Consider the following 24,755-nt stretch of genomic DNA (forward strand, 5'->3'; position numbering starts at 1 on the left):
AATGGTTTATCGTTTTAGCGTCATTCTTATCAGACACTTCAATGTTTGGTTGTATCGTCATATCGATACCAGTTGCATACTGACTGCCCGTGCCATGGGCCAGCCTGAGGGCTTTCTCTAAACCGTTTACCGATACGTTTTGACCGTTAGTGACGCCCATTGAAGGCAGACGGCACATACACGGCCGACGTTACTTGGCCACGACCGTCAGGGCATGAGGGGAGGCCGTGAACGGCTCGAAGCCGTCAGACGTCACGACGCCGAAGTCCTCGAGGCGCACCCCGAAGCGTCCTGGCAGGTAGATACCGGGCTCGACCGTCACCACAGCACCCTCGGGAATCACCTTGTCATAGGTCCGTCCGAGGTTGGGGCGCTCATGGATCTCGAGTCCCACGCCATGGCCCAGGCCATGCTTGTAGTAGTCGCCATAGCCCGCCTCCGCGATGAGACGGCAGGAGAGCTCCTGGATCTCGCTCCCTATCACGCCGGCATGGATGGCCGCGGCACAGGTCTCGTGCACCTGCCTGACGACGTCGTAGACGTGGGTCTCCTCCTCCGAGGGCGCACCCACGCACACGGTACGCGTCATGTCCGAGTGGTAGTCGTGGTAGCAGGCCCCGTAGTCCATCACGATCATGTCCCCTCGCTCGACCTTGCGGTCGGACGGCTGCGCATGGGGGTTCGCGCCGTTGGGTCCGGAGGCGATGATGGATGAGAAGGACAGCGCAGCAGCGCCGTTTGCCAGCATGTAATGCTCAAGCTCGGCCCTGATCTGCTGCTCGGTGAGACCCGGCTCTATATATGTGCAGATGTGCGTGAAGGCGGCGTCGGTGATGGCTTGGGCACGGCGCATGAGGTCGAGCTCGTCAGGCTCCTTGACGGCACGGAGGTCCAGGAGCTCGTCGTGGGTCCGAGGCATGAGGCAGGCACAGCCGGCATCCTCGAGGGCTCGCACGACCTCCTCGTAGAAGGCGAGCGTGAGCGACCCCTCGATCGCAAGCGTGCGGACCCTCTGGGCTGACACGACGCCCGCCAGCCACTGTGCATGGCCGACCTGCTCCATGTCGACGTTCCAGGCGGTGCCGGTGCCGAGGCGATCGAGGAGCGTGCCGTAGTAGCGCGAGTCGGTATGGAGCCAGAGCCCCTCCCGCGTGATGAGGGCCGTGTGCGCCGTCTCGGCGTCGAACGTCGCGTCAGCTCCGGTGAGCCAGCGAAGGTCCGGGTTGTTGCGGATGACGAGGGCATCATAGCCTCGCTCTGCCATGAGCGAGCGGACGTGGGCGATGCGTGCGTCGCACGCCTCGGTGGTCTGAGCCATATGGATGGATCCTCCAAAGCACGATGTGGACATATCTCCGCCCGCGGGGCGGATGGTGACGATGGCCCTAGGACGGGTCGGCTTCAGGATGGGGTGCCACCTTACGGGCGCGTGAGGAGCACCAAGCCGAAAGATGGCGGCCGAGCAGGCCCTCGTCGGGATCCAGGAGCCTCACCCTCCCGGTAGCCTGAGGGCAGGCGAGCAGGAACCGGTTGGACCTCCTCAGGACCGAGGACCTGAGCGTCGACAGGAGCAGGTCGGGGTCCACCTGGCAGACGACCTCGGGCACCCCAAGGGATGCGAGCAGGTCGTCCTGATCGGACACGAGCTCCACCGGGGCGATTCCCTGGCCACAGGAGATGCGGGCCGAGAACCTCATACCCTCCCCGAGAAGCCTCGACCAGGGCACACCCGCAAGCTGTGGGAGGTCGTGCAGGGCGCACGCGAGCTCCGTCCCATACGAGATCCCCTGCCGGACCGCGACGGAGGTCGAGTTGAGCATGAAGGCACGCGACCGCTCGCAGAGGGTGACCTGCTTGCGCAGGGCGTTGACGTCGCCCGAGACTATGTCGGTGGCCGCAAGGCCGAGCAGGGAGAACGAGCTCTCGGAGTCGCACATGGCCGCCGCCGCGAAGGTGGCCCGCGCCAATGCCGGGGCCTCGCCCTCCACGAGCTCCATGCGGTCGAGGTCGCAGATCACGAGGCGCGGATGGCGGGAGGCCCCCACCATCTTGTGGCCACCGCCGACGGAGAGGTCCCCCGGCGTGGTCGCGCACAGCGAGGCACATCCGAGGTCAGAGGCGACCTCCACGAGCGTGGTACCCCCGCACCAGACATCGGCCACGAGGGAGCAGGCCGGGAACAGGTCCATGCCGCCCACGGCGACAAGGGCGTCATCAGCGGTGATGCCGATGCGGTCCAGCTCGGAGCAGAGGTCGGGCAGGCATGACACGTCGGACGACACCCTTGAGGGAGGCACCTTGACCGGCTCGACCCTGAACCCCGCATCGGTGAGCGACCTCCGGACGTCCTCGACGAGGGCCGCATCGACATCAGGCGAGCTGGCGAGTGCTGCGATGCGTGGACGGCCGACGATGCCACGGAGCTCGCGGCCCACGAGGTCGAGGGCCCCAGGGCCCACCCTGAGGTTGCAGGACCCGTCGGGCAGGCTCAGCGACTGCCGCATCACGTCGATGGATTGGTTGCTCATAGCAGGCCCTTCTCCCAGAGCAGGGACGCGGTGGCGTCGGCGACCTCCGAGAACGTGCGTCCCGTGATGCTGACCGTGAGGTCACAGCACCCGACATAGAGAGGCTGACGCCGCGAGAAGACGAGCGCCGCATGGGAGCGGTCCCCAAGGTCCGGGCGCTTCTCGGGATGACGGATCTGCCTGAGCGAGTCATCCAGGTCGCCCTTGAGATAGACGATGGTGCCCATCCGGTGCATGAGCACCGCGTTCTCTGGGCGCTCGACGATGCCGCCGCCGCAGCTCACAAGCAGGGAGGACTCGGACTCGAGGCGCCTCAGGGCCTGCGTCTCGGCGTCGCGGAAGGCCGGCTCGCCCTGCTCGGCGAAGATGCGGGCGACCGTCGAGTGCAGGTCCCTCTCGACGAGGGTGTCGGTGTCCACGTAGGGACGATGAAAGAGGCGACCGAGGTTGCGCGCGAGCGTCGACTTCCCGGCGCCCAAGAAGCCGATGAAGAAGACGTGGTCGCATCCCTCGTGACTCACATAGCCCTGTGTGCCGTCCTGCACCTTCCGACCTCCCCTGCCCTGGTGTCTGCCTTCGAAGAGTATAGAGCAGGAGCGCACGCGTCACTCCCCCTCGAAGCGCACCCCCGAGAGCGCGAGACGCTCGCCTACGCGAAAGGCCTGCGTGTACCACAGGTCACAGGTCGACTGGGGCCGTACGAGGATCGTGGCAAGGCCGGCGAGGTTGCCGGCGAGCACGTCGGTGAACACCTGGTCGCCGATCAGGACGGCCTGCTCGGCAGGGACGCCCACCTTGGCGAGCGCCACCCACACGGCGAAGGGAGCCGGCTTCATCGCGTGGTCGACGACCTGGCACCCGAGGTCGCACGCGTCCGCGGCGACCGCCTCGCCATGGAAGTTGTTCGAGAGCAGGCAGCAGGCCATGCCCAGCCCTCGGGCATGCGCGAGCCAGGCACGGACCTCAGGGGGTGCGACGTGCGTGTCGCGCGGGATGCAGGTGTTGTCCCGGTCGAGCAGGAGGGCACGCACGCCCTTGGCGGCAAGCGCGTCGAGGTCGATGAGGTCGACCGAGGACACGTAGCGCGATGCCTCGACGAGGGAGCGCGTCACGACTGGGCCTGGGCGGTCTGGGCAGCCGCGATGGCGGCCTGATGCTCCTCGTAGGTCTCGGAGAACGTGTGGTTGGAGTAGGTCCCGTTCTCGATAATGAGGAAGTAGAGGTAGTTGGTGCTCGACGGGTTGAGGGCCGCGTTGATGGAGGCCACCGAGGGCGTGCAGATGGGAGTCGGGGGCAAGCCCTTGTTGAGGTAGGTGTTGTAGGGACTCGCCGTCTTGAGGTCGTCGGCCGTCACGTCGCCGCCGGTCACATAGCCCATGGTGGCGTCGCTCTGGAGGGCCATCCCCTGCTTGAGGCGGTTGTAGAAGACAGACGAGACGAGCGGTCGGTCGTCATCGGTCACGGCCTCCTTCTCGATGATCGAGGCGAGCGTCACGACGTCGTAGTCACTCATCGTGACACCATAGGTGCTCTTGATGGCGGCCTCGCCACTGGCGAAGTCGATGCCGGAGGTCTCGGTGGAGTACTGGTCGAGCATGGCCCTGATGACCGAGTCGGCGGTGATCTCCTTGCCGGCGAACTCATAGGTCTTGGGACAGAGGTACCCCTCGAGGGAGTCGTTCTGCGCATCCGCGAGGAAGGGATAGTCGGCCTGGTAGTTGGAGGCCTTCGCCTGCGCCGTGAAGTCATCGGCCGAGATGCCGAGGGTGCTCTCGACCAGGGCTGCCGTCTTGGTGACGGTGTAGCCCTCGGGGAGGGTGAGCTTGGTCGAGCTCGACGCGGGGCCGGCAACGAGCTGCTGGACGACCTCGGAGACGGTGGCGCCGGTCATCAAGGAGTACGTTCCGGGTTGGAGGCTCTGGTCGGCCTTCTGGTTGGAGACCTCCTTCATGAACTCGTCGGTGGTCGAGATCACGCCGGCGTCCTTGAGGATCTTGGCGACGGAGGATGCCCCCGAGCCGTCAGGGATGGCCACCTGGACCATCTGGCCCGCGGCCACCGTCGAGGCGGTCTCGGTCGTGGAGGACGAGGTCAGCCGTGGCATGACCACGAGGACGAGCACGAGGATGACGACGGCCGCCACGGCACCGCCCACGATGAAGGGAAGCTTGCTCGCGTGCGAGTCGGCACCTCGGGCATAGCGCTCACGCTGTGCCCGCGTACGGGGAGTGGCAGCCTGCGTGGTACGGGCCGTCCGCGCGGAGACGCCCGTCGAACCAAGGGCGTTGTGCTGGGAGGCGCGGCGGGTGGGCTGCGACGGACGCATGCGCGTGGCGGATGGGGTTCCCTGTGCGGATGGACGGCCCGCAGGTCGGGCCGCGCCGGCACGCCCCGCCTGGGACCTCGAGGGCCTAGGTACGGCGGAGGCACCCTGGGGGGCACCATGACGCGAGGCCCCCGAGACACGCTCGTGGGAACCAGTCGAGGTGGTGCCACCGAAGTGGGAACCAGCCTGCCGCTTGCTGTTCTGATCCATGAGAACCCTTCGTCTATCGCTGTGCGTCGAGCCAGACCTGGAGGAAGAGCGAGGCCGCGACCATATCCACCTTGCCACGCATCTCGCGCTCGCTCAGACCTTCCTCACGAAGTATGCGCTTGGCCTCAGCTGAAGATAACCTCTCGTCGACAAACTCCAGGGGAAGAGCGCATGCACGAGCCACGGCCTTGGCCTGGCCCATGATGAGCTCGGCCTGGGGCCCCTGGTCGCCTGCCATGGTGAGAGGGCGGCCGGCGACGAGGACGTCAGGCTCATAGTCCTGGATGATCCGTCTGAAGGAGCTTGCGCATGACAGGACCTCGGCCGCCGGGAGGACCTTCACGGGACTCGCGACCCTTCCGGAGACGTCGCTTGCGGCGATGCCGATCCTCGTCTGTCCGATGTCGAGCGCGAGCGCCCTCACAGCTCAGTGACGCTGCCCGAGGCGACCGAGGCGCGGGCAGCGGCGAGCACGTCGTCGATGCCCGAGGGGTCCTTGCCGCCGGCCTGTGCCATGTTGGGCCTTCCGCCACCACGCCCGCCGACCTTCTCGGCCAGCTGACGCACGAGGTCGCCCGCGCCGAAGCCATGCGCGACCGCGTCGTCGGTACCCGCAGCGAGCAGGGCCACCTTGCCGTCAGGCGTCGTGGTGGCGAGCACGCAGGCGCAGGCCTTCCCACCGTTGCGGTCGCGGATGGTGTCCCAGACGTCACGAAGCTGCTTGGCCTCCATGCCATCGAGGCGTGCGATGACGCAGCGATAGCCATCGACGTCGATGGCAGCGGCCATGGCATCGGCGACCTTGTTGGCACCAGAGCCCGTGAGGGCGTCTCGGAGGCGATGCTCGCCTTCCTTGAGCTGGCCTTGCAGTGACGTGATGCGCGCAGGCACCTCATCGGCACGGCACTTGAGCTCTGCGGCGGCCTCGTCGAGGGCAGCGAGACGACGTCCGACGAAGTCGAGGGCACCCTGGGAGGTCACGGCCTCGATGCGTCGGGCGTTGGAGCCGACGCTCGACTCGGAGACGATCTTGAACAGGCCGAGCTGCGCGGTGTTGGTGGCATGCATGCCACCGCAGAGCTCGCGCGAGAAGGGCAGCTCCTCCGCGCCGACGGAGACCACGCGCACGACGTCGCCGTACTTCTCGCCGAACAGCGCCACGGCGCCCGAGGCCTTGGCCTCGTCGATCGGCATCTCGCGGGTGACCACCGGCTTGGCGGCGATGATCTGCTCGTTCACGATGCGCTCGACGGATGCGAGCTCGTCGGCCGTGACCGCCTCGAAGTGCGTGAAGTCGAAGCGCAGGCCGTGCTCGTCCACATGCGACCCCGCCTGGTTCACGTGGTCGCCCAGCACGCGCTTCAGGGCCGCGTCGAGCAGGTGGGTGGCCGTGTGGTTGCGACGGATGAGGGCACGTCGGGCCACGTCGACCGAGCCGGAGGCGATGTCGCCCACCGAGAGGGTACCTCCCGTGACATGGCACACGTGGCTCACGAGGCCACCGGCACGGGTCTGCGTGTCATGCACGGCGACGCCGAACCCGATGCCCTCGAGCTCGCCGGAGTCACCGACCTCCCCGCCCATCTCGGCGTAGAAGGGAGTCCTCGAGAGGACGACCTCGACGTCGTCGCCCTTCACGACCTGTTGGACGCTTGCGCCGTCCTTGACGAGGGCCAGGACCTCGCAGCCCCCGATGCGGTCGTAGTCGTAGCCGATGTAGGTGGTGGGGGCGATGGTGTCTGAGAGCGAGACCCATACGTCCGAGAAGGTCCCCCAGACCTCGTCGGTCACCTGCGCGCGGGCACGAGAGCGCTGCTGCTCCATGAGCCGGCCGAAGCCATCCATGTCGACGGCGTGCCCGGCACGCTCGCAGATCTCACGCGTGAGGTCAACGGGGAAGCCATAGGTGTCGTGGAGGGCGAAGGCGATGTCGCCAGGCAGCACCGCTCCGGCCTCGAGCGATGCCATGGCATCGTCAAGGTAGGTGCGGCCCGTCTCGAGCGTGGTCGAGAAGCGCTCCTCCTCGGCCGCGATGATGCCGTCGATCAGAGCCTTGTTGGCCGTGATCTCGGGGTAGACCCCGCCCAGGAGGCGCTCGACCTCATGGGCGTAGGTGGCCAGGAAGGCCTCGTGGACCCCGAGGATGCGTCCATGGTAGATGGCCCTGCGGAGGAGGCGGCGGAGCACGTAGCCACGCCCCTCGTTCGAGGGCAGGATGCCGTCGGCGATCATGAAGGTCACGGCACGGGAGTGGTCGGCCATGATGCGCAGGCTCGTGTCGGTGGCATCGGAGGTGCCATACGTCGTATGGGTGAGGCGCTCCCCCACGCCGATGAGGCTCTGGAGGATGTCGCCGTCATAGTTGGTCGACTTGTGCTGCATGATGGCACTGATGCGCTCGAGGCCCATGCCCGTGTCGACGTTGCTGTGCGGCAGGTCGCAGAGGGTCCCGTCCTCCTGACGGTCGAACTGCGTGAAGACCAGGTTCCAGAACTCGAGGAAGCGGTCGCACTCGCAGCCCGGGGCGCAGTCCGGGCTCCCGCAGCCGACGTCGGCGCCCTGGTCGAAGTAGATCTCGGAGCAGGGGCCGCAGGGACCGGTGGGGCCGGCGGCCCAGAAGTTGTCCTCCTCGCCCAGGCGGGAGATGTGGTCCTCGTCGACGCCGAGCGAGCGCCAGATGTCGTGGCAGTCATCGTCATCGGTGAAGATGGTGAAGTAGAGGCGGTCCTTGGGAAGGCCGAGGTTCCTCGTGATGAAGTCGTAGGCCCACTCGCAGGCCTGACGCTTGGAGTAGCCTCCGAACGAGAAGTTGCCGAGCATCTCGAAGAACGAGAGGTGCCTGCCGTCGAGGCCGATGGCATCGATGTCATTGGTGCGCAGGCACTTCTGGCACGAGCAGGCACCGATCTGGTCCATGGTCTTCGTGCCGAGGAAGTACTGCTTGAACTGGTTCATGCCGGCGTTGGCCAGGAGCAGCGACGGGTCGTCAGGCACGAGCGAGGAGGACGGGAAGAGCTTGCAGCCCTTGTCCTCGAAGAACGAGAGGAAAGAGTCGCGAATCTGGGCAGTGGTCATGGTGGGGTAGTCGGTCTCGCTCATGGTTCTCCTTGCTGGGTTTGATGGTCATAGCATCGTGCGCATGCGGTCGTTCGCATCAGGCGCGTGGGAAGGGACGTGACCCGGCCCGCGCCTGGCGAGGCAGTGTGATGGCGTCAGGTCTGGTCGTGCCCCTCGTCGGAGGGGGCGGTCTTGCCATCGGCATCCGTGGCAGGCCCCGTCGCGGGCCCCGGCTTGACGTCCTTATGGGCATCCGCAGGCTTGGGGATGTCAGATGGAGGCGGGGTCGCCGCGCCCACCGAGGCCGCCATGGTGTCACCACGCCTGGTCCTGGCCGTGCGCTCCTCGTCAGCCGCATGCTCCTCCACACGGTCGTGCAGGAGCTCGGCAAGCGTGGGCTTCACACCCTTAGGCCGCTCGGTACGCGCGATCGTGGGACGCTCGGTCTGCTGCGCCAGGCGCGAGGACTCGAAGAAGTGCGGGTCGTCCAAGGCGTCGAGCGTGGGCGACGGCGCACCGTCAGGATGGTGGTAGGGCGTGGACTTGAAGAGGGCGCCGTCGTAGCTCACGAGCTGACGACCCGTGCTGCGCTCGAAGTAGTACACGAACACGCCCTTGATGGCAGCCGAGAGGGGTACCGCCACGGCCATGCCCAGGGCCCCTCCCAGGCTCGCGCCGATGGTGATCGCCACGAGCGTCATGACGGGATGGACCTTCACGGCCGACTGCATGACCAGCGGCGAGATGACGTTGTCGGTCACGTTCTGGGCCACGACGGCGACGACGAGCGTCCAGAAGGCGAGCGCCGGGTTGACGAACAGGGCGATGACCACCGCAAGCGCCGCGGAGACCCACGGACCGATGACGGGGATGAAGTGCATGATCCCCGTGAGGACGCCCATGAGGCCGGCATAGGGATGGCCGATGAGGGCGAACCCGACGAAGGAAAGCAGCCCGTTGATGAGCGACGTGATGAGGATGGAGCGCATGTAGCCGCCCATGGACCTGCTCATGACCGCGAAGAGCAAGGTGAGGTCGTGCTCCTTGTCGGGGCCGGCTATGACGGCGAACTCACGGATGATCGTGGGATAGTCCTTGGCGAGCCAGTAGGCCACCACGAGGCCGAGGAAGCCCATGACGAGGGTGTTCACGGCGTTCATCACGTTGGGGATGAGACCGCTCGTGATCTGCGAGGCGAAGTCCTGCGCCACCTTGGTGGTGGCCGAGGAGAGCGTCGAGACTACGTCGGCCACGTTGGACTGGAGCCCCGCGGTAGAGGCGTCACCATAGTTCGCCCAGAGGTCCGACAGGGCCTGCTGGATCTGCGTGAAGTACCCGGGTATGTGCTCGATGAGGTTGAGGAGCTGCTCGGTGAAGGCGGGCACGAGCACCACGAGCACGCCGACGGCGATGCCCACCACGACGAGAAGGGCTATGAGGGCCCCACCTGCCCGACCGACGTGATGGTCTTCCAGCCAGTTGGTGATGGGACTGCACATGAAGCCCACGATGATGCCCACCAGCAGGCATTCCACCGCAGCCCCCACCATCCCCAGCGCCCCGAGGACGAGGACGAACACGAGGACACCACCGATGAAGGACCAGATACGGACCGCCGTCGCCTTCGAGTCGCGATAGCGGCGCTCCTCCCCCACGCAGGTGTCAGACTCTTTCTGGATCATCAGACCTCCAGCCGTTGGCCGCCTGGCCCACGGCATCACCGACATGCGATTAGCCCTGTGATTGTACCAGCTTGGGCAGGAGAGGCACGCCGGCGGGCCCGATGGCGGCATGTCACCTCGTCGACCGCGGAACGACGGCCCGAGATGCATGCCTAGTCGATGATCCCCTCGGGGTCGATCTTCTCCTGGACCTTCTTGAGGGTACGCCGCAGCAGGCGGGAGACCTGCACCTGCGAGATCCCCAGACGGCTCGCGATCTCGACCTGGGTGAGGCCCTCGGCGAAGCGCATGCGGATGACCTCCTGCTCGCGCGGGGAGAACTCCTTCACGGCCTGCTCGATGATCATGCGGTCGTCGGAGGTGGCGAGCGCCTCGTCCTCGGTGGCATAGCGGTCGATGACCGAGGAGGCCTCGTCGTCTCCCGAGCCGCCGCCCTCGAGGGGTACCGACGTATAGGCGCTCGACGACTCCATGGCCTCGAGCACGTCGTCGACCGAGACGTCGAGAGCCTCGGCGATCTCCTCGACGGAGGGGCTGCGCTGCAGCTCCTTGGTGAGCGAGTCGGTGGTCTGGTTGACCTTGGCCGAGAGCTCCTGGAGGCGCCGCGGCACACGCACCGACCAGCCCTTGTCGCGGAAGTGGCGCTTGATCTCACCGAGGATGGTGGGCGTGGCATAGGTGGTGAACTCGAGCCCGCGAGAGGGGTCGAAGCGGTCGATGGCCTTGATGAGGCCGATCGTGCCGACCTGTATGAGGTCGTCGAGCGACTCCCCGCGGTTCTTGAACTTGCTGGCGAGGAAGCGCACGAGGTTGAGGTGGCTCACGATGAGCTCCTCGCGGGCGTCCTCGTCGCCCTCCTCCTTGTACCGGCGGAACTGCTCGCGGGTACGCTCCTTGTCCCAGGCCAGCTTTCCCTTCTTCTGGGAGGTACGACTAGGCATCAGCGGCAACCCCCGCGCTCTTGACGAGGGCGAGCTGTGAGCCGTCATCGGTGAGATGGAAGTCGTCGCAGACGGCCGAGAGGATGAGCGTCGCGTACTCGAAGGCGTCGACGTCCTCGTCGGCGGCAGCCTCCGCCGAGCGGGCGCCCAGCGAGAAGTCCATGCCCATCATGCCCTCACCCACCGTGAACTCGACGTCGCAGGAGGGGGGCTCGGTCGCACAGGCGTAGACGAAGCCCTCCTCCGCGGCCATGCGCACGTCCTCGACGTCATCGACGGTCATCCCCGCCACGACGGCGAGGTTCGAGGCCATCATGCGGACCGAGCGTGCATAGGCGGGCTCGGCGGGGACGCTGAGCCGGACAGTCTGGGATTGCATTCGATGTGCTCCTTGCTAGTGCTTGTCTTGGGCAGATGCGTCGTCGGTCGAGGGGTCGGTGGCGGGGACGGCCTGGCCCTGCTCGTCGGAAGCAGGCGCCTTGGGGGCACCTGCCGGATAGGTGAAGTAGCCCTCGTCTCCCTCGACCTGGCTGGCCGGCAGGGACTCGTCGACGGGCTCCTCGGCACCCTCGAGCTTGGCCTGCTGCTTGGGCTCCTGACCCGAGAGCTTGGAGACCACGCCGTTCGCGGCGGTGGCCACGTGCCCGGCGACGTTGCTCACGGCATCGGCCACGTTGGCGCCCGTGCCGGTGACCGTCGAGACGTCGGCCAGGATCTCGTCGACCTGCATGAGGTCGAGCGAGGCGGCATCGATCGTGGTCTGGGCCTTCTTGAGCAGGGGCTCGAGCTCCTTGGACGCGGGGCCGAGCTCGTCCATGACGCCGTCGAGCTTGGTGATGGAGGGCTGGAGGTTGTCCATGGCCTCGGTGGCCTGCTTGGAGAGGTCGTCGACGGCCTTCCTGGTCTTACGCAGGGTGAGTGCGATCTCAACGACTGCCCAGACGCCCGCGATGACGAGCACGATGAGTGCGATGTCGAGCGGTCCCAGTTCCATGGTGTCTCCTTATGGTGTCCCGCAGCCCACGCCGAGGCGGGAGCGCATACCTTGTCTGCGTCATTCTACCCGTTCGCAGGAGAACCATCCTGCTCGGATGTGGGAGCCGGCGTGCCATCGGCACCCATGGCCTCGGCACGGTCACGCGCCGTGGCCTCGACGCGCCAGGCCTCCCAGCCTCGAGGCCCAGGCTGGTAGAACGCACCCCGCTCGAGGCCGTCGGGAAGGTACTGCTGCGGCACCCAGCCAGACGGGTAGTTGTGCGGGTAGAGGTACGGACCATAGTCGTCGGAGCCGGGACGGTGACGGTCACGCAGGTGGTTGGGTACCTCGCGGCGCGGACCGCTCCGCACCTCGGCGAGCGCGGCGTCGATACCGGACTCCGCGGCGTTCGACTTGGGCGCGAGCGCCAGGTAGACCACGGCCTGGGCCAGGTTGATGCGGCACTCGGGATAGCCGATGACCTCGGTCGCCTTGAAGGCGGCCTCTGCCACGAGGAGGGCCTGGGGGTCGGCGTTGCCGATGTCCTCCGAGGCACAGATGAAGATGCGCCTCGCGATGAACTTGGGATCCTCGCCGGCGTCGATCATGCGCGCCAACCAATAGAGGGCGGCATCCGGGTCGCTGCCCCGCATGGACTTGATGAAGGCCGAGATGATGTCGTAGTGCATGTCGCCGGACTTGTCGTACGCCAGCCCGTGGCGGGGGTTCGCCTCGGTGACGAGTGCGGACGTGATGTGCCTGTCGTCCGCGAGCTGGCTCGCGAGCTCGAGGGTGGTGAGGGCCGCACGGCCGTCGCCACCGGCCAGGGTGACGATCTCTGACAGGGCGTCGTCGTCCAGGGTGTAGGTGCCAGCCAGCCCGTGCTCGCTCGTGAGCGCGTTGGTCACGAGGGTGGCGAGGTCGTCATCGCCCAGGGCCGTGAGCTCGACCACGCGGGAGCGCGAGAGCAGGGCGGAGTTGACCTCGAAGTAGGGGTTCTCGGTGGTGGCACCCACCAGGACCACGATACGGTCCTCTACGGCATGGAGGCAGCGCGTCCTGCTGGCTGCGGTTGAAGCGGTGGATCTCGTCGACGAACAGGATGGTGCGCCGCCCTCCCACGAGGAGGCGCTGCTCGGCAGCATCGACCTCGCGGCGGAGGTCCTTGACGGTGCCGGTGACGGCCGAGACCTCCACGAACTCGGCATGGGTGGTGTTGGCGATGATGCGCGCCAGGGTGGTCTTGCCGGTGCCGGCCGGCCCGTAGAGGATGACCGACGAGAGCACGTCGTGCTCGATGGCGTTGCGCAGCCACGAGCCCTCGCCCACCGCCGCCTCCTGCCCCACGAAGCCCTCGAGGGTCTGGGGACGCATGCGCACCGCGAGCGGGGCGTTGGCGTTGCGCTTGTAGCGCTCGATGTCAGAGAAGAGTGTGTCCATGTGCCCGATTGTAACGCGAGGCGCGATGCCACGGACGGCGCAGCGGCCGCAGTCGGATCCGTCGTGCGACGCGTGCGCCGCGCCGCGTTGCCAGCGCCTATCGGCCCGAGGCGGCAGGCACGGGTCTGGGTCCCGGCTGCCCTCCCCTGCCGTCCGACCACGATTCCCTGCTCCCCACCGAGAAGAACGTCCCGCACGGGCCTCTTGGGGGAATGAGCATGGCAGGCACCCACGCCAGGGCGCCACGACCGAGGAGGTCCCATGGTTACCGACGCGCCACATGGCTCGAAGCAGCATCTCCTGAGGAAGTCAGGTCCCCTGCTCGACTCGCTGGGCCACCTCCGCGAGGCAGGCTATGCCCTGCGACCGCCCTTCACCTACAGCCACGCCCGCATCACCGCCGCACCATGGCGCATCAAGGACTGGGACTACTACCTCGTGAACGACGATGACTATGCCGTCGCCCTGACCTTCTCGGACATGGGCTACGTGGGACTCGTCTCGGCCTCGGTCATCGACTTCGCCGCCGGCACCTCTCGTACGACGAGCGACATGGTGCCCCTGCCCATGGGGCGCATGGGCGTACCCGCGAGCTCGGACGAGGGCGACATCGAATGGTCCAGCAGGCGCAGCCGCGTGAGCTGGCGGCACACCCCGGCAGGACGGCGCCTCTCGTTCTTCATGGCGGACTTCGACGATGGCGAGGACCTCGAGGTAGAGGTGCTTCTCGACCAGGAGCCTCGCGACTCCATGGTGATCTGCACCCCCTGGGATGACGACGCGGCCGCCTTCTATTACAACCGCAAGGTCATCGGCATGCGGGCGCGCGGCGGCTTCAGGCGCGGGGCCCTCTTCCACGAGTTCGCGGACCCCGGCTCGTTCGGGCTGCTCGACTGGGGCCGTGGGGTGTGGACCTATGACAACACCTGGTACTGGGCTGCCGCACAGGGTCTGCAGGCCGGTCACGTGGTGGGCCTCAACCTCGGCTACGGGTTCGGTGACACCTCGGCGGCCAGCGAGAACATGGCCTTCGTCGATGGCATCGCCCACAAGCTGGGCCGGGTCGACCTCGGCATCCCCCGTCAGGCGGACGGGACCTATGACTACCTCGCCCCCTGGCACATGACCGACGACGAGGGACGGCTCGACCTGACCTTCTCGCCGGCCATAGACCGGACCGACCTCATCGACGTGGCCAACGCCATCGTGAGCGACCAGCACCAGGTCTTTGGCACGCTCGACGGCCAGGTGGTGCTTGACGACGGGAGCACGCTCGACATCGTGGGCCTCCGTGGCTCGGCCGAGCACATCCACAACAAGTACTAGCGGACGCACGCAGCACTCAGCACGCAGCACGGTGGAATCGTAAAGAGGGGCCCCGCCGAGAAGCACATCCCGGCGGGGCCCCTTGGTCGACCAGACGAAGCCCTACCCCGCCAGGAGGCCAGCCAGTGCCACGAAGGCGGAGATCACGCCGACGAGGCTCTCGCCGCCGAGGAGGCCGGCGGCGATGGCCTGCCCCTTGGACTCGTCCGCGGTGGTCTTCTCGGCATCCTTGCCCTTGTGCATGCGGTCGAAGACGAAGCGCACGAGCGCGCCCACCGCGGCACCCGCGGAGAGATAGAACGGGAGGTAGACCCCGAGGCCGAGCGTCATGACGGGAAGGCCCACGGCGGCCATCACGCAGCCGGCCACGATGCCGACCACGAAGGCCGGCACGTTGGGGATGCCGCCCGCCATGGAGGCGACGACACTTGCCTGGGCGGCGACGAAGGTCTTGTCGGCACCGAAGGCGTCAGGCCCATAGACCATGCCCATCGCATAGAGCAGGAGCGCAGCCACGACGGCACCCACGAGGCCGCCCACGACCATGCCCGAGAACTGCTCGGCGGGAGGCGTGGCGAGCTCGTCGCCGGCCTTGAGGTCGTTCATGACGTCGCCGCAGATGCCGCAGGCCACAGCCACGACGGCACTGGCCAGGAACAGGCTCTCTATCGAGAGGTCATGGAAGAGCACCTGGAGCAGGAGAAGCACCAGCACGCCGAAGATCTCCATGGGGTTCACGCCCGTGGTGCCCGTGAGCCAGCCGGAGAGGTACACGCAGAACCAGGCACCGACGACCATGACGATGCTGGGAAGGAGCCCCAGGCCGAGCGCGAAGGCGGCAACGCAGGCCACGATGGCGACCACGATGGCCACGACGGAGCGCGGCGTCACGAGACGGCGGGCACGCTCGGCAGCCGTGAGCTCGCCCTCGCCCACGCCGCCGACGACGGTGGTCGCGGCATCGCCGAGTGCGGCGCCCGCGGACTCCGCGCGACGGGCGGAGATGGCCCGACGGGCGGCGGGGATGACGTTGCGCAGGATGACGCCACCGCCCACGCCGAGCATGAGGCCGAGGCCGAGGCTGGTGCGGATGTCGCCGGCACTCGCGACGTCACAGATGCCGAGGGCAGGGAACGCCACGCCCACGCCGAAGTTGCCGATGAGGGCACCCAGGAACCACACGCCCGCGGGGACCACGCCCACGATGAAGCCCATGGCCATCATCATCGGCGAGTTGTAGATGCCCAGCGACACACCCGGCAGCGCAGTGCTCGCGAACAGGCGCGAGGGAAGCAGGCCCAGGTTGTCGCGCAGGAACGCATAGAGCGCCGAGACGCCCATGCCTCCGAACAGGGCACGACCGTTGGTGCTCTTGGCGTCGGCCGTCGCCTTCAGGGTCTCGGCCGCGCTGGCGCCGATGGGATAGGCGAGCTTGCGCTGACGGATGAAGTAGGGCTGCAGGCACGCGCAGGCGACGAGGCCCAGGGCCGTGCCGGAGAGCGTCGCCACCAGCAGCTCGGGAAGGCTGACCTGCGCGCCCGTGCCCAGGATCCAGAGGCCCGGGATGGTGAAGGCCAGGCCGCCGGCCACCATGGAGCCCGCGCTCATGGCCGCATGGCACACGTTGGCCTCGTGCAGGTCGCTCGAGCCGAAGAGCCTGAGGGCCAGGACGGAGACGAGCGCAGCGAAGACGATGGGCCAGGGAAGCGCGCCCATCTTGAGTGCGATGTAGAGGGAGCTGGCCGTGAGGACGGCCGAGCCTATGGCCCCGATGATGAGGGCACGCGGGGTCGCCGCGCGGCGGGGCCTCTCGCCTGCGCCCTCGCCTGGGATGGACTGGGAGGTGGCAGGGCTCTTCTGTGACGGCATGGGTTCCTCTCGGAAGGCGAGGCGTCAAGTCTCGCGTAGGCGGCACAAACGCGTGCAGTCTAGCACGAACTGGCAGATATTTCAGGGTGGATATACACCTGTCTATCCAATGCAGGCGGCAAGGCGTCACGAGGCGGGCCTGACGCAGGGGGCTCACGGGTCGAATCCGACATGCAACGTCACCCGCATGGCACATCGTCCGACGTCCTCGACCCGAAGCCGCCGAACGCTCACCCGCTCGCAGGTCGCGTCCCTACTGCACGAAGTAGCCGCTCCTCGGGAAGCTGCCAGCCACGTCCGGGAAGGCATCCTCGGCATAGGCCACGAAGTAGTCGTCCGTCATCGACGAGATGAAGTCGACCGCCGCGAGGTCATGGTCGGACTGCCAGTCGTAGGTCTGCCCGTAATGCGAGAGGTACGCGTCGAGCCGCGCGATGTGGTGCCGGAAGACCGGCGCCGACTCGTCGCCCGCCTCGAGGTCGGCGAGCACACGCTCGTACATGCGTGCGAACAGGTCCCGGAGCTCGCCGGAGCAGGCGTCGTTGACCTCGCTCGCGTTGTAGATCCTCTCGTAGTTCTCGCGCTTGGCACGTCGAAGCTCGCCAAAGCCCTCCTCGCTCATCTGGATGCGGCCCGTCCCCAGGCTGTGCTCCACGATGTCGCAGACGAAGGCCGAGAGCGCCCAGGCGTTGTAGCCACCGCCGAGGCCGTCGGCGAAGTCGTCCTCGCCCACCAGCCCGGCATGGATCGCGTCCTGACGGTCCTTGCCCACATAGGCGATGATGTCGGCGAGACGGACGACGCACCCCTCGAGGGTCATGGGCCGGAGGTGCGAGATGGCCTCGGCGCCGGTGGCCCAGCAACGCTCCACGACCGCGTCGAAGCCGTCGGCGCCGTCGAAGCCCGCAAGGTCGGAGGTGGAAAGGACCTGCTGCTCGAACTCCCCGTTATGGCAGATGGCGCCATCGAGGGTCTGGAGCGTGAGGTTGCGACCGTACAGCACGTCGAGCACACGGACGCTCTGCACGTTATGGAAGAACCAGCGGCCGGTGCGCCCATGGTAGGCGTCGTTCAGGAAGTGCTCGCCGGCGTGGCCGAAGGGCGTGTGGCCGATGTCATGGGCGAGCGCGATGGAATCGATGAGGTCGAGGTTGAGGCCGAGGGCCCGACCGATGTCCCGCGCCACGCGGCTCACGAGCTGCACGTGCAGGCCACGGCGGGTGATGTCGTCGTTCACACGGAACGAGAAGACCTGGGTCTTGCCGGAGAGCCGGTTGTACGCAGGGGTGTGCATGATCTTCTCGGCATCACGGACGAAGGGTGGGCGCAGAGGCGAGTCCTCGTCACGCCGCGCATCGTCGCGACGGATGGCCGCGGTGTCGGGTGTGGCGGCCGTGCTCAGGAGGTCCCGCGCACGCGTGCGGGAGACCTGGGATGCGACGGACGGCGAGAGCTCGAGCGCGAGGCCCGGGGCCTTTCTGTTGATGCAGCGTGACATGGGGGAATCCTTTCGACTCCCTCCACTGTAGCCCAAGCGCAGGACCTGTGAGGGGAACCCTCACAGAAGTGCCGCGCCGCTCCCCGTCGGGCCCTACTCGGCGCCGACCACGAGGCAACCGACGTTGAAGCGGCTCGTGAACTCGCCGATGGTGTTGGTGTAGCCGCAACGTGTGAAGACGCCCGCGAACCTGCCGCCGAACAGGTAGAGGCCCTCCATGTTGTTGGCGGGGGCGAAGTTGGTGGGGTCGGCCCAGTCGGGCACGCCGCCACCTGCGATCGTGGGCGTGGCGTACTGGTGCGCATAGGCCTGGACGACGCCACCGTCGGCGGCCGTGGCAGCGAGCACGCGAGACCACTCGTCGGCATCGACATCGAGCCCGGCCACCACGCCGGAGCCGTTGTAGCCACCGGCAGGCTTTGCGATCCAACGGTCCTTCTCGGCGTAGGGGGCAAGGTCCGCTCCAGGGGCAAGGCTCACCGTGTATGGCACGTGGGCATGGACGAACTCGAGCTCGTCGCCAGAGAGGATGTCTGCGGCGAGGTCCGACCAGAGCACCGAGAAGACCGTCTTGGTCGCCACGGGCCAGGTGCGGAAGCCGCCGACCACGCAGACGAGGCCCGCCTCCTGCGCCTCGACGAGCGCCTCGGCGCCGTCGCAGGGCTTCTCGGCGACCTCGCTCGGGACGGCCCTGCGCCACACGAGGTCGATGGGGCCCTCGTCGTCACGGAGCACGCGGCAGGTCCTCGGACCGTTGGCCCCGGGACGCTGGAACTCCACCATGCGCAGGTCATGGATGTCAGTGAAGCGGGCTGAGACGCCACGGTCGCGGAACTGGTCCACGAAGTCGGCGACCTCGTCTGCCGAGACGGACTCCGCGTAGTCGACGATGGCGAGCGACGGATGGTCGGGCTTCCTGCCGGTGCAGGAGATGTTGGCCCAGGTGGCATAGACGTCGAGGAGCTCGTCGACACAGGCGCCGGTGACGTCGAACAGCGAGACGGGCAGGTCTGGGTGACGGGACTCGAACTCGCGGTAGGTCTGGGAGAGCTGGACGGCATGGCTGACCTCGTCAGAGACCGTCATGCCAGCCGAACCGTCGGTGTTGAGCTCGCAGAACTGGTAGTCCCCCGTGTCCTCGTCGAAGAAGACGTCCACGCGGGCCAGGGGGATGAGGCGGTCGTAGCCCGTGGGGACGAGGGCATAGCGCTCGAGGGGGTCCGGGAGCGCGAAGGTCGCGCGGAGGGTGGCTCCTTCCGGGGTGTCCTCGAGGTAGCGGGCCGTGACCTTGTCCATGATGCGGCCCATGGTCTCGGCAGCGTCACGCAGGATCGAGACGGCGGCCTGGTCGAAGATCTTGGGGCTCATGGCCCAGGCGACGGCCTCGCCGTGGGAGCGCGCATGCGTGCTGGCCAGATAGGTCGAACCAGACTCACGGCCGTGGACGTCACCGCCGAGCTCACGGGCGATGGAGCAGAACTCATCCTCGAGCGCACGGCCGGAAAGCACAGGCCGATCCGAGGCGGATACGGCTACCTGGGCATCTGACATGGACGTACTCCTTAGGACAAGGACCGGTGGGGTGAGCCAGATATATCCAATTGCACAACGAGACATAGTATCAGGCGGGAGCGATTCCGCATAGGGTGCTCGCGAAGCCTGCATAACCTGGATACCCCCATGACATCAGGCATTCACAGACCGCCACCAGGTCTGGCAGGAGGCGCATCGAGGATCGATGCGGTGACGCCGCGCGCGAGGAGGGATGATGCGATGTTGGGAACAATTCATACGTACGCAGACATGACATCGGGACGCACGGAGGCGAGGGAGGCAACCATGGAGAAGAGCCGTATGCGCAGTGGGCGCTCGCCCGACACGGAAGGTGCGGACGAGGCATGCCCCACCAAGCTGCTCATCGCTCGGGAGTTGAAGGACCTTCTCGCCCACCGCTCGCTCGACGACATCACGGTGAGCGAGCTCTCGGCCGCCTGCTCCATCACACGCCAGACCTTCTACTACCACTTCGACGACATGCTCGACCTGGTGTGCTGGATCTACTCGAGCGAGGCCGACGCCGCCCTGGGGTCCGAGCGGACCCACGACACCTGGCAGCAGGGGCTCCTTGCCATCCTCGAGTACCTGCGGCGCAACCGCGCCTTCGTCCAGGCGACCTTCCATGCCGTCGACCCGGCGTTCACGCAGCGCTACCTCCGTGAGCAGACCAACCTGCTGCTGGCGGGAGTGGTCAGGGAGGAGGCGGCAGGTCTGCCCCTGTCTGCCGCCGACGCAGCCTTCATCGCGAGCTTCTACTCGTACGGCTTCATCGGATGCGTGGTCGAGTGGATCGAGGGTGGCATGCGCGAGGAGCCCGAGCACCTGGTCCAGCGCGTGGCCCAGGTGACCCAGGGCACCATCGACGGGGCCGTCCGCCGCCTGGCCGCGCGGTAGGCGGCGGACGTACGGGCCGGACGTTCCCCTCGTCTGCCTCCACCTCTTTTACACCTTCGCGTCATTGACAGGCTTGAAGTGTCCAGAATGGGGCATCAACCTCGGAAGAGACAATCCGTCAAGGAGGATGCCATGTATTACAGCTCTGGCAACTACGAGGCCTTCGCACGTCCGCGCAAGCCCGAGGGCGTCGACGGCAAGCATGCCTACATCGTCGGCACCGGCCTTGCCGCCCTCTCGGCCGCGGCATACCTGGTGCGCGACGCCCAGATGCCTGGCGACCACGTCCACATGCTCGAGGCCCGCCCGCTGGCTGGTGGCGCCTGCGACGGCTGGCACTACGACGACCGCGGCTTCACCATGCGTGGCGGCCGCGAGATGGACAACCACTTCGAGTGCATGTGGGACCTCTTCAAGACGGTCCCGTCGCTCGAGCACGAGGGTCAGACCGTCCTCGACGAGTACTACTGGCTCAACAAGGACGACCCCAACTACTCCCTCTGCCGCGCCACCGAGCACGAGGGTGCCGACGCGCACACCGACAAGAGGTTCGGCCTGTCCGAGAAGGGCGCCAAGGAGATCGCACAGCTCTTCCTCACGCCCAACGAGCAGCTCTATGACAAGCGGATCGACCAGATCTTCGACGACGAGGTCTTCGACAGCAACTTCTGGCTCTACTGGCGTACGATGTTCGCCTTCGAGAACTGGCACTCCGCCCTCGAGATGAAGCTCTACATCCAGCGCTACGTCCACCACATCGGGGGCCTTCCCGACTTCACGGCCCTACGCTTCACCAAGTACAACCAGTATGAGTCGATGGTCCTGCCGCTCATCAAGTACCTCGAGGGCTTCGGCGTCGACATCCGCTACGGCGTGCGCGTGACCAACGTGGACTTCGACATCGTGCCGGCCACCGAGCACGCCCCGGCCAAGAAGGTCGCGCGCCGCATCACCGCACTCGAGGTACCCGAGGGCTGCGAGATGGACGACTCGGGTCGTCCCGCCGACCCGTCTGCCGCCACGACGACCCACATCGACCTCACCGAGGACGACCTCGTCTTCATCACCAACGGCGGCTGCGTCGAGAACTCCACCTTCGGCGGCCAGCACACGGCGGCCCCGATGAGGCCCGAGCTCCAGGAGGGCGGCGGCTGGGACCTCTGGAAGAGGATCGCCGCACAGGACCCCTCGTTCGGTCACCCCGAGAAGTTCTGCTCGGCCCCCGAGCGGTCCAACTGGATGAGTGCCACCGTGGAGACCTTGGACGAGGAGATCCTCCCCTACATCCAGCGGATCTGCCACCGCGACCCGCTGTCGGGGCGCGTGGTGACGGGCGGCATCGTGACCGCCCGCGACTCGAGCTGGCTCCTCTCGTGGACCATCAACCGCCAGCCGCAGTTCGCCGACCAGCCCAAGGACCACTGCCTCGTATGGGTCTACAGCCTGTTCACGGACAAGCCGGGTGACTTCGTGAAGAAGCCCATGCGCGATTGCACCGGCGCCGAGGTCTGCGAGGAGTGGCTCTACCACATCGGCGTGCCCGAGGACAGGATCGTGGAGCTGGCCGAGAGGCATGCCAACACGACGACCTGCATGATGCCCTACATCACCGCGTTCTTCATGCCGCGCGCCGCCGGCGACCGCCCCGACGTGGTGCCCGAGGGCGCCGTGAACTTCGCCTTCCTGGGCCAGTTCGCCGAGACCCCGCGCGACACGATCTTCACCACCGAGTACTCCATCCGCACCGGCATGGAGGCGGTCTACACCCTGCTCGACGTCGACCGTGGCGTGCCCGAGGTGTGGGGCAGCGTCTATGACGTCCGCTGCCTGCTCGACGCCACCACCAAGCTGCAGGACGGCAAGAAGCTCGGCGACCTCAAGCTCAACATGGTGGAGCGTACGGTGCTCGACGGCGTGGTCAAGAAGGTCGACGGCACCGACATCGGCAAGCTCCTGCGAGAGTACGGCCTGATCTAGGCGGCGCGACCCACCCGTCCTTCTCGGCAGTCACGTTGACGTAGCGCATCCGGCACCTTCTGACCCCCAGAAAGGTGCCGGATGCGCTATCTCGATGCAGGGGCGGGTGCAGGGGCGGAAGCGGATGCAGGAGCGGGACGGCAGGCGTCAGTTGATCGAGAGGAAGCACTGCTCGTCGGCAGGGGTGAGCGAGAGGCCCAGCTTGTGCTGCAGGTTGATCGAGGCGACGTTGTCCGCGAAGATCTGGGCCCACGGGGTCCACCCATGGGAGAGGTGCTCGTCGATCTTGGCCGACTCCAGCGCGGTGGCGTAGCCCTGATGGCGGTGTCCCTCGAAGACCTCGAGCATCCCCATGGACCCCTCGGCGTGGCTCCCGATGTAGCCCACGAGCTCGCCGTCCTCGAACCCGCCCGTGATCGTGCCCGCAGCGCAGCGACGCCGGATCTCCTCTATGGGGAAGAACTCCGGATGGGTGTAGTGGTCGCGGACCGTCTCGGCCCACTCCACGCCCAGCGTGCGTATCTCGAGGGCGGACGAGACCGGCAGGGGCGTCCCGGCCGTGTACGCGGCCACCGAGAAGAACTCGATACGGCCCTCGGGAAGTCCCCAGACCTTGCAGACCTCCTGCCCCAGGCCGGGACCCGCCAGCATCACGAACTCCCAAGCGGGATGTTCCTCGAGCACACGCCTGACCTCGGATGACGAGTCGGCCCAGATCTGGATGTCCCCGTTGTCGAGCGCGAGGCACACGCTGGCAGGCGTCGCCGCAAGCACATGGCCGATCCCACGCCGCAGCACCTCGGCCATGGGAAGGCACCAGCGAGGGCCCGCCTCGAGGGTCGCGAGGCCCTGCCTGTCGAGCTCGGACCGGTCGGCCGCGACAGGGCCGTGCGTGACATCTGACATGAGGTTCCTCCAAGGACGGCGCAGTGGTCTGCGCACTGATGAGCTGCTGGTAGACCCTACTACAAGTGGGGCTCGCACAACAGGGGCCGCATCACACCAGCCGGAGCTGCTCGCCGGGCTGGCCGGTCATGGCGTCGGGCCCGCCGGGCTCATGACGGCCGCCCGCAGGCCGAGGCGAGCGACCCCTCTGGGCGGTCGCGGCCCCCGACGCACCTGGGACGTCATCTTGGCGAGAAGCACGGGCCGTGGCGGCACATGGGGTCACGTCGGCCTTTCCGCTCATGCCCGTCCCATGCCCCTTCCCACGCCTGCCGGCCACGGCCGCACCCGCGTCACGAACGCGCGCCCTGTGCCCCAGCGCGGCAAGCACGCGGTCGGCGACCTGCTCGGCACCGCGCGCGTCGGGATGGTCGAAGCCGTCTGCCAGAAGGAGCCGGTTCGCGTCCATGACGCCGCGCCCGTCCAGCAGGTACAGGTTGGCGTGGCGCGCGACCTCGTGCGTGATGATGCCGGGGACGTCCTCCCAGCAGCTGCCGGGGTGGCTCGGCCAGGCACGCTCGGCATGCCAGAGCGGCGTGACCACCAGGCAGGGCACCTCGGGCCAGGCCCGGGCCACATGGCGCAGATAGGCCGCGACGTCACCGACGACCAGGCTGGCACCGCAGCGCTCGAAGCGGTAGTTGGCGCCCAGGGCCACGACGACATACGAGGGGGTGCCCACCGAGGCGAGCCCGGCCAGGGAGGTCTCCTGGAAGACCTGGCCGCCGATCCCCTGGTTCACGAGGTCACAACCGAGCCCGCTCGCCACGAGCGCAGGCCATGACCGCGCCGGGTCATCGGTCACGAACCCCTGCGCGATGGAGTCGCCCAGCACGAGCAGCGAGCCCGCCAGGCCCTGCGCGGACGCCACGGGCCTGATGAAGCTCCCGTTGCAGGCCACGTCGCGCACCTCGCACCCGCGCAGCGCGGGGAGCCAGACACGGACGGAACGGCCGGGCACGAGGCCAGGCAGCGCCGAGCCGTGCCGTGGCGTTGCCGCAGGTGTAGGCATGCCGTCGCCCTCGCCGGCGCAGGCGAGCTCGAAGCGCACGAGCCCCTCTCCCTGGGAGGGCATGCGGCAGGCGAGGTGCGTGCCGTCGACGTCGCAGCTCAGCCCATCATGCGGGACGGCGACGTCGCGCTCGGCCGCACGGGCCCGCTCGACCGAGGCCACATGGGTGCCGTCGACCATCGCATCGACGAAGGCGAGCTGGGCCGTGGTGCCCTGCGGCTCGGGGTCGACCCGGACCTCGAGGGCGACCTGCGTGGCATCGGTCTCGAACGAGAGGGTCACACCCGAGGTGCACTGCGCCATCTGCGAGAAGAGTCCCGGATGCCAGGCCATGCAGCTCGAGAGCGCACGCCTCTGGCTGGGAAGGAGCCGCCACGGGCGCATCCAACCGTCCGCCAGCTCGTCCACGACCAGGGCACCATGGAGGAGGTCGCGCGACGAGCTCCGGACAGGCATGCCGTCCGGGACCTTGTGCGCGTCGCTGTTGTCGAGTGCCATCGCTCCCCGTCCGTCGAGA

General features: G+C 67.5%; 19 protein-coding genes and 1 pseudogene. 3 read left to right on the plus strand and 17 right to left on the minus strand.

Annotated elements, in window-relative coordinates:
• Positions 1 to 190: 190 nt before the first annotated feature.
• From LKE50_08010 to LKE50_08065, 12 genes and pseudogenes are all read right to left on the minus strand, one after another.
• Complete coding sequence (locus LKE50_08010; GenBank protein MCH3968534.1) at positions 191 to 1,318, minus strand: Xaa-Pro peptidase family protein; 1,128 nt, start codon at positions 1,316 to 1,318, stop codon at positions 191 to 193.
• 67 nt (positions 1,319 to 1,385) lie between these two features.
• A complete protein-coding gene (locus LKE50_08015; protein ID MCH3968535.1) occupies positions 1,386 to 2,528 on the minus strand; it encodes a 3-dehydroquinate synthase in 1,143 nt (380 codons plus the stop codon).
• Entirely contained in the window at positions 2,525 to 3,073 is a 549-nt protein-coding gene (locus LKE50_08020; protein MCH3968536.1) for a shikimate kinase, read from the minus strand. The genes LKE50_08015 and LKE50_08020 overlap by 4 nt, the downstream gene beginning before the upstream one ends.
• A 60-nt stretch (positions 3,074 to 3,133) precedes the next feature.
• Positions 3,134 to 3,640 carry a YqeG family HAD IIIA-type phosphatase gene (locus LKE50_08025; GenBank protein ID MCH3968537.1) on the minus strand — a complete coding sequence of 169 codons (507 nt, stop codon included), beginning with the start codon at positions 3,638 to 3,640 and terminating at the stop codon, positions 3,134 to 3,136.
• Complete coding sequence (gene mltG, locus LKE50_08030) at positions 3,637 to 5,064, minus strand: endolytic transglycosylase MltG (GenBank protein MCH3968538.1); 1,428 nt, start codon at positions 5,062 to 5,064, stop codon at positions 3,637 to 3,639. Before mltG ends, LKE50_08025 begins: the two co-directional genes overlap by 4 nt.
• A gap of 13 nt (positions 5,065 to 5,077) precedes the next feature.
• On the minus strand, positions 5,078 to 5,488 hold the full coding sequence (ruvX, locus tag LKE50_08035; GenBank protein ID MCH3968539.1) for a Holliday junction resolvase RuvX: 411 nt from the start codon (positions 5,486 to 5,488) through the stop codon (positions 5,078 to 5,080).
• Positions 5,485 to 8,163, minus strand: coding sequence for an alanine--tRNA ligase (gene alaS / locus LKE50_08040; GenBank protein ID MCH3968540.1), 2,679 nt, complete (start codon positions 8,161 to 8,163; stop codon positions 5,485 to 5,487). The genes ruvX and alaS overlap by 4 nt, the downstream gene beginning before the upstream one ends.
• A gap of 113 nt (positions 8,164 to 8,276) precedes the next feature.
• Complete coding sequence (locus tag LKE50_08045; GenBank protein ID MCH3968541.1) at positions 8,277 to 9,803, minus strand: AI-2E family transporter; 1,527 nt, start codon at positions 9,801 to 9,803, stop codon at positions 8,277 to 8,279.
• A 152-nt stretch (positions 9,804 to 9,955) separates the two neighbouring features.
• A complete protein-coding gene (locus tag LKE50_08050; GenBank protein ID MCH3968542.1) occupies positions 9,956 to 10,744 on the minus strand; it encodes a SigB/SigF/SigG family RNA polymerase sigma factor in 789 nt (262 codons plus the stop codon).
• Positions 10,737 to 11,123, minus strand: a complete 387-nt coding sequence (locus tag LKE50_08055; GenBank protein ID MCH3968543.1) for an ATP-binding protein — start codon at positions 11,121 to 11,123, stop codon at positions 10,737 to 10,739. The genes LKE50_08050 and LKE50_08055 overlap by 8 nt, the downstream gene beginning before the upstream one ends.
• 15 nt (positions 11,124 to 11,138) lie before the next feature.
• The gene (locus LKE50_08060; GenBank protein MCH3968544.1) at positions 11,139 to 11,738 is read right to left on the minus strand and encodes a hypothetical protein; all 600 of its coding nucleotides are present in this window, start codon (positions 11,736 to 11,738) and stop codon (positions 11,139 to 11,141) included.
• Between the two features lie 65 nt (positions 11,739 to 11,803).
• Positions 11,804 to 13,160: pseudogene (locus LKE50_08065) on the minus strand (replication-associated recombination protein A).
• Between the two features lie 261 nt (positions 13,161 to 13,421).
• Between LKE50_08065 and LKE50_08070 the strand changes: the two are divergent.
• Positions 13,422 to 14,486 carry a DUF2804 domain-containing protein gene (locus tag LKE50_08070; GenBank protein ID MCH3968545.1) on the plus strand — a complete coding sequence of 355 codons (1,065 nt, stop codon included), beginning with the start codon at positions 13,422 to 13,424 and terminating at the stop codon, positions 14,484 to 14,486.
• 102 nt (positions 14,487 to 14,588) lie between these two features.
• Here LKE50_08070 and LKE50_08075 read toward each other — a convergent pair whose 3' ends face one another.
• From LKE50_08075 to LKE50_08085, 3 genes are all read right to left on the minus strand, one after another.
• Positions 14,589 to 16,355, minus strand: a complete 1,767-nt coding sequence (locus LKE50_08075) for an OPT/YSL family transporter (protein ID MCH3968546.1) — start codon at positions 16,353 to 16,355, stop codon at positions 14,589 to 14,591.
• A gap of 253 nt (positions 16,356 to 16,608) precedes the next feature.
• The gene (locus tag LKE50_08080; GenBank protein MCH3968547.1) at positions 16,609 to 17,853 is read right to left on the minus strand and encodes an HD domain-containing protein; all 1,245 of its coding nucleotides are present in this window, start codon (positions 17,851 to 17,853) and stop codon (positions 16,609 to 16,611) included.
• A 93-nt stretch (positions 17,854 to 17,946) separates the two neighbouring features.
• The gene (locus LKE50_08085) at positions 17,947 to 19,404 is read right to left on the minus strand and encodes a hypothetical protein (GenBank protein ID MCH3968548.1); all 1,458 of its coding nucleotides are present in this window, start codon (positions 19,402 to 19,404) and stop codon (positions 17,947 to 17,949) included.
• Between the two features lie 288 nt (positions 19,405 to 19,692).
• Between LKE50_08085 and LKE50_08090 the strand changes: the two genes are divergently transcribed.
• Positions 19,693 to 20,304, plus strand: a complete 612-nt coding sequence (locus LKE50_08090; protein ID MCH3968549.1) for a TetR/AcrR family transcriptional regulator — start codon at positions 19,693 to 19,695, stop codon at positions 20,302 to 20,304.
• Positions 20,305 to 20,436: 132 nt separating this feature from the next.
• Complete coding sequence (locus tag LKE50_08095) at positions 20,437 to 22,281, plus strand: oleate hydratase (protein ID MCH3968550.1); 1,845 nt, start codon at positions 20,437 to 20,439, stop codon at positions 22,279 to 22,281.
• Between the two features lie 147 nt (positions 22,282 to 22,428).
• Here the strand turns inward: LKE50_08095 and LKE50_08100 are convergent, their stop codons facing one another.
• Positions 22,429 to 23,187: a GNAT family N-acetyltransferase gene (locus LKE50_08100; GenBank protein ID MCH3968551.1), complete on the minus strand. Its 759-nt coding sequence runs from the start codon at positions 23,185 to 23,187 to the stop codon at positions 22,429 to 22,431.
• Between the two features lie 91 nt (positions 23,188 to 23,278).
• Positions 23,279 to 24,736, minus strand: coding sequence for an SGNH/GDSL hydrolase family protein (locus LKE50_08105; GenBank protein MCH3968552.1), 1,458 nt, complete (start codon positions 24,734 to 24,736; stop codon positions 23,279 to 23,281).
• Positions 24,737 to 24,755: the final 19 nt, after the last annotated feature.

It is taken from the genome of Atopobiaceae bacterium, from assembly GCA_022483015.1.
Classification (GTDB): domain Bacteria; phylum Actinomycetota; class Coriobacteriia; order Coriobacteriales; family Atopobiaceae; genus JALCUE01.

Coding starts and splice junctions, on each gene's coding strand:
- LKE50_08010 (MCH3968534.1), bottom strand. CDS start 1,318: ATGGCTCAGACCACCGAGGCGTGCGACGCACGCATCGCCCACGTCCGC.
- LKE50_08015 (MCH3968535.1), bottom strand. CDS start 2,528: ATGAGCAACCAATCCATCGACGTGATGCGGCAGTCGCTGAGCCTGCCC.
- mltG (MCH3968538.1), bottom strand. CDS start 5,064: ATGGATCAGAACAGCAAGCGGCAGGCTGGTTCCCACTTCGGTGGCACC.
- alaS (MCH3968540.1), bottom strand. CDS start 8,163: ATGAGCGAGACCGACTACCCCACCATGACCACTGCCCAGATTCGCGAC.
- LKE50_08045 (MCH3968541.1), bottom strand. CDS start 9,803: ATGATCCAGAAAGAGTCTGACACCTGCGTGGGGGAGGAGCGCCGCTAT.
- LKE50_08050 (MCH3968542.1), bottom strand. CDS start 10,744: ATGCCTAGTCGTACCTCCCAGAAGAAGGGAAAGCTGGCCTGGGACAAG.
- LKE50_08055 (MCH3968543.1), bottom strand. CDS start 11,123: ATGCAATCCCAGACTGTCCGGCTCAGCGTCCCCGCCGAGCCCGCCTAT.
- LKE50_08060 (MCH3968544.1), bottom strand. CDS start 11,738: ATGGAACTGGGACCGCTCGACATCGCACTCATCGTGCTCGTCATCGCG.
- LKE50_08070 (MCH3968545.1), top strand. CDS start 13,422: ATGGTTACCGACGCGCCACATGGCTCGAAGCAGCATCTCCTGAGGAAG.
- LKE50_08075 (MCH3968546.1), bottom strand. CDS start 16,355: ATGCCGTCACAGAAGAGCCCTGCCACCTCCCAGTCCATCCCAGGCGAG.
- LKE50_08080 (MCH3968547.1), bottom strand. CDS start 17,853: ATGTCACGCTGCATCAACAGAAAGGCCCCGGGCCTCGCGCTCGAGCTC.
- LKE50_08085 (MCH3968548.1), bottom strand. CDS start 19,404: ATGTCAGATGCCCAGGTAGCCGTATCCGCCTCGGATCGGCCTGTGCTT.
- LKE50_08090 (MCH3968549.1), top strand. CDS start 19,693: ATGGAGAAGAGCCGTATGCGCAGTGGGCGCTCGCCCGACACGGAAGGT.
- LKE50_08095 (MCH3968550.1), top strand. CDS start 20,437: ATGTATTACAGCTCTGGCAACTACGAGGCCTTCGCACGTCCGCGCAAG.
- LKE50_08100 (MCH3968551.1), bottom strand. CDS start 23,187: ATGTCAGATGTCACGCACGGCCCTGTCGCGGCCGACCGGTCCGAGCTC.
- LKE50_08105 (MCH3968552.1), bottom strand. CDS start 24,736: ATGGCACTCGACAACAGCGACGCGCACAAGGTCCCGGACGGCATGCCT.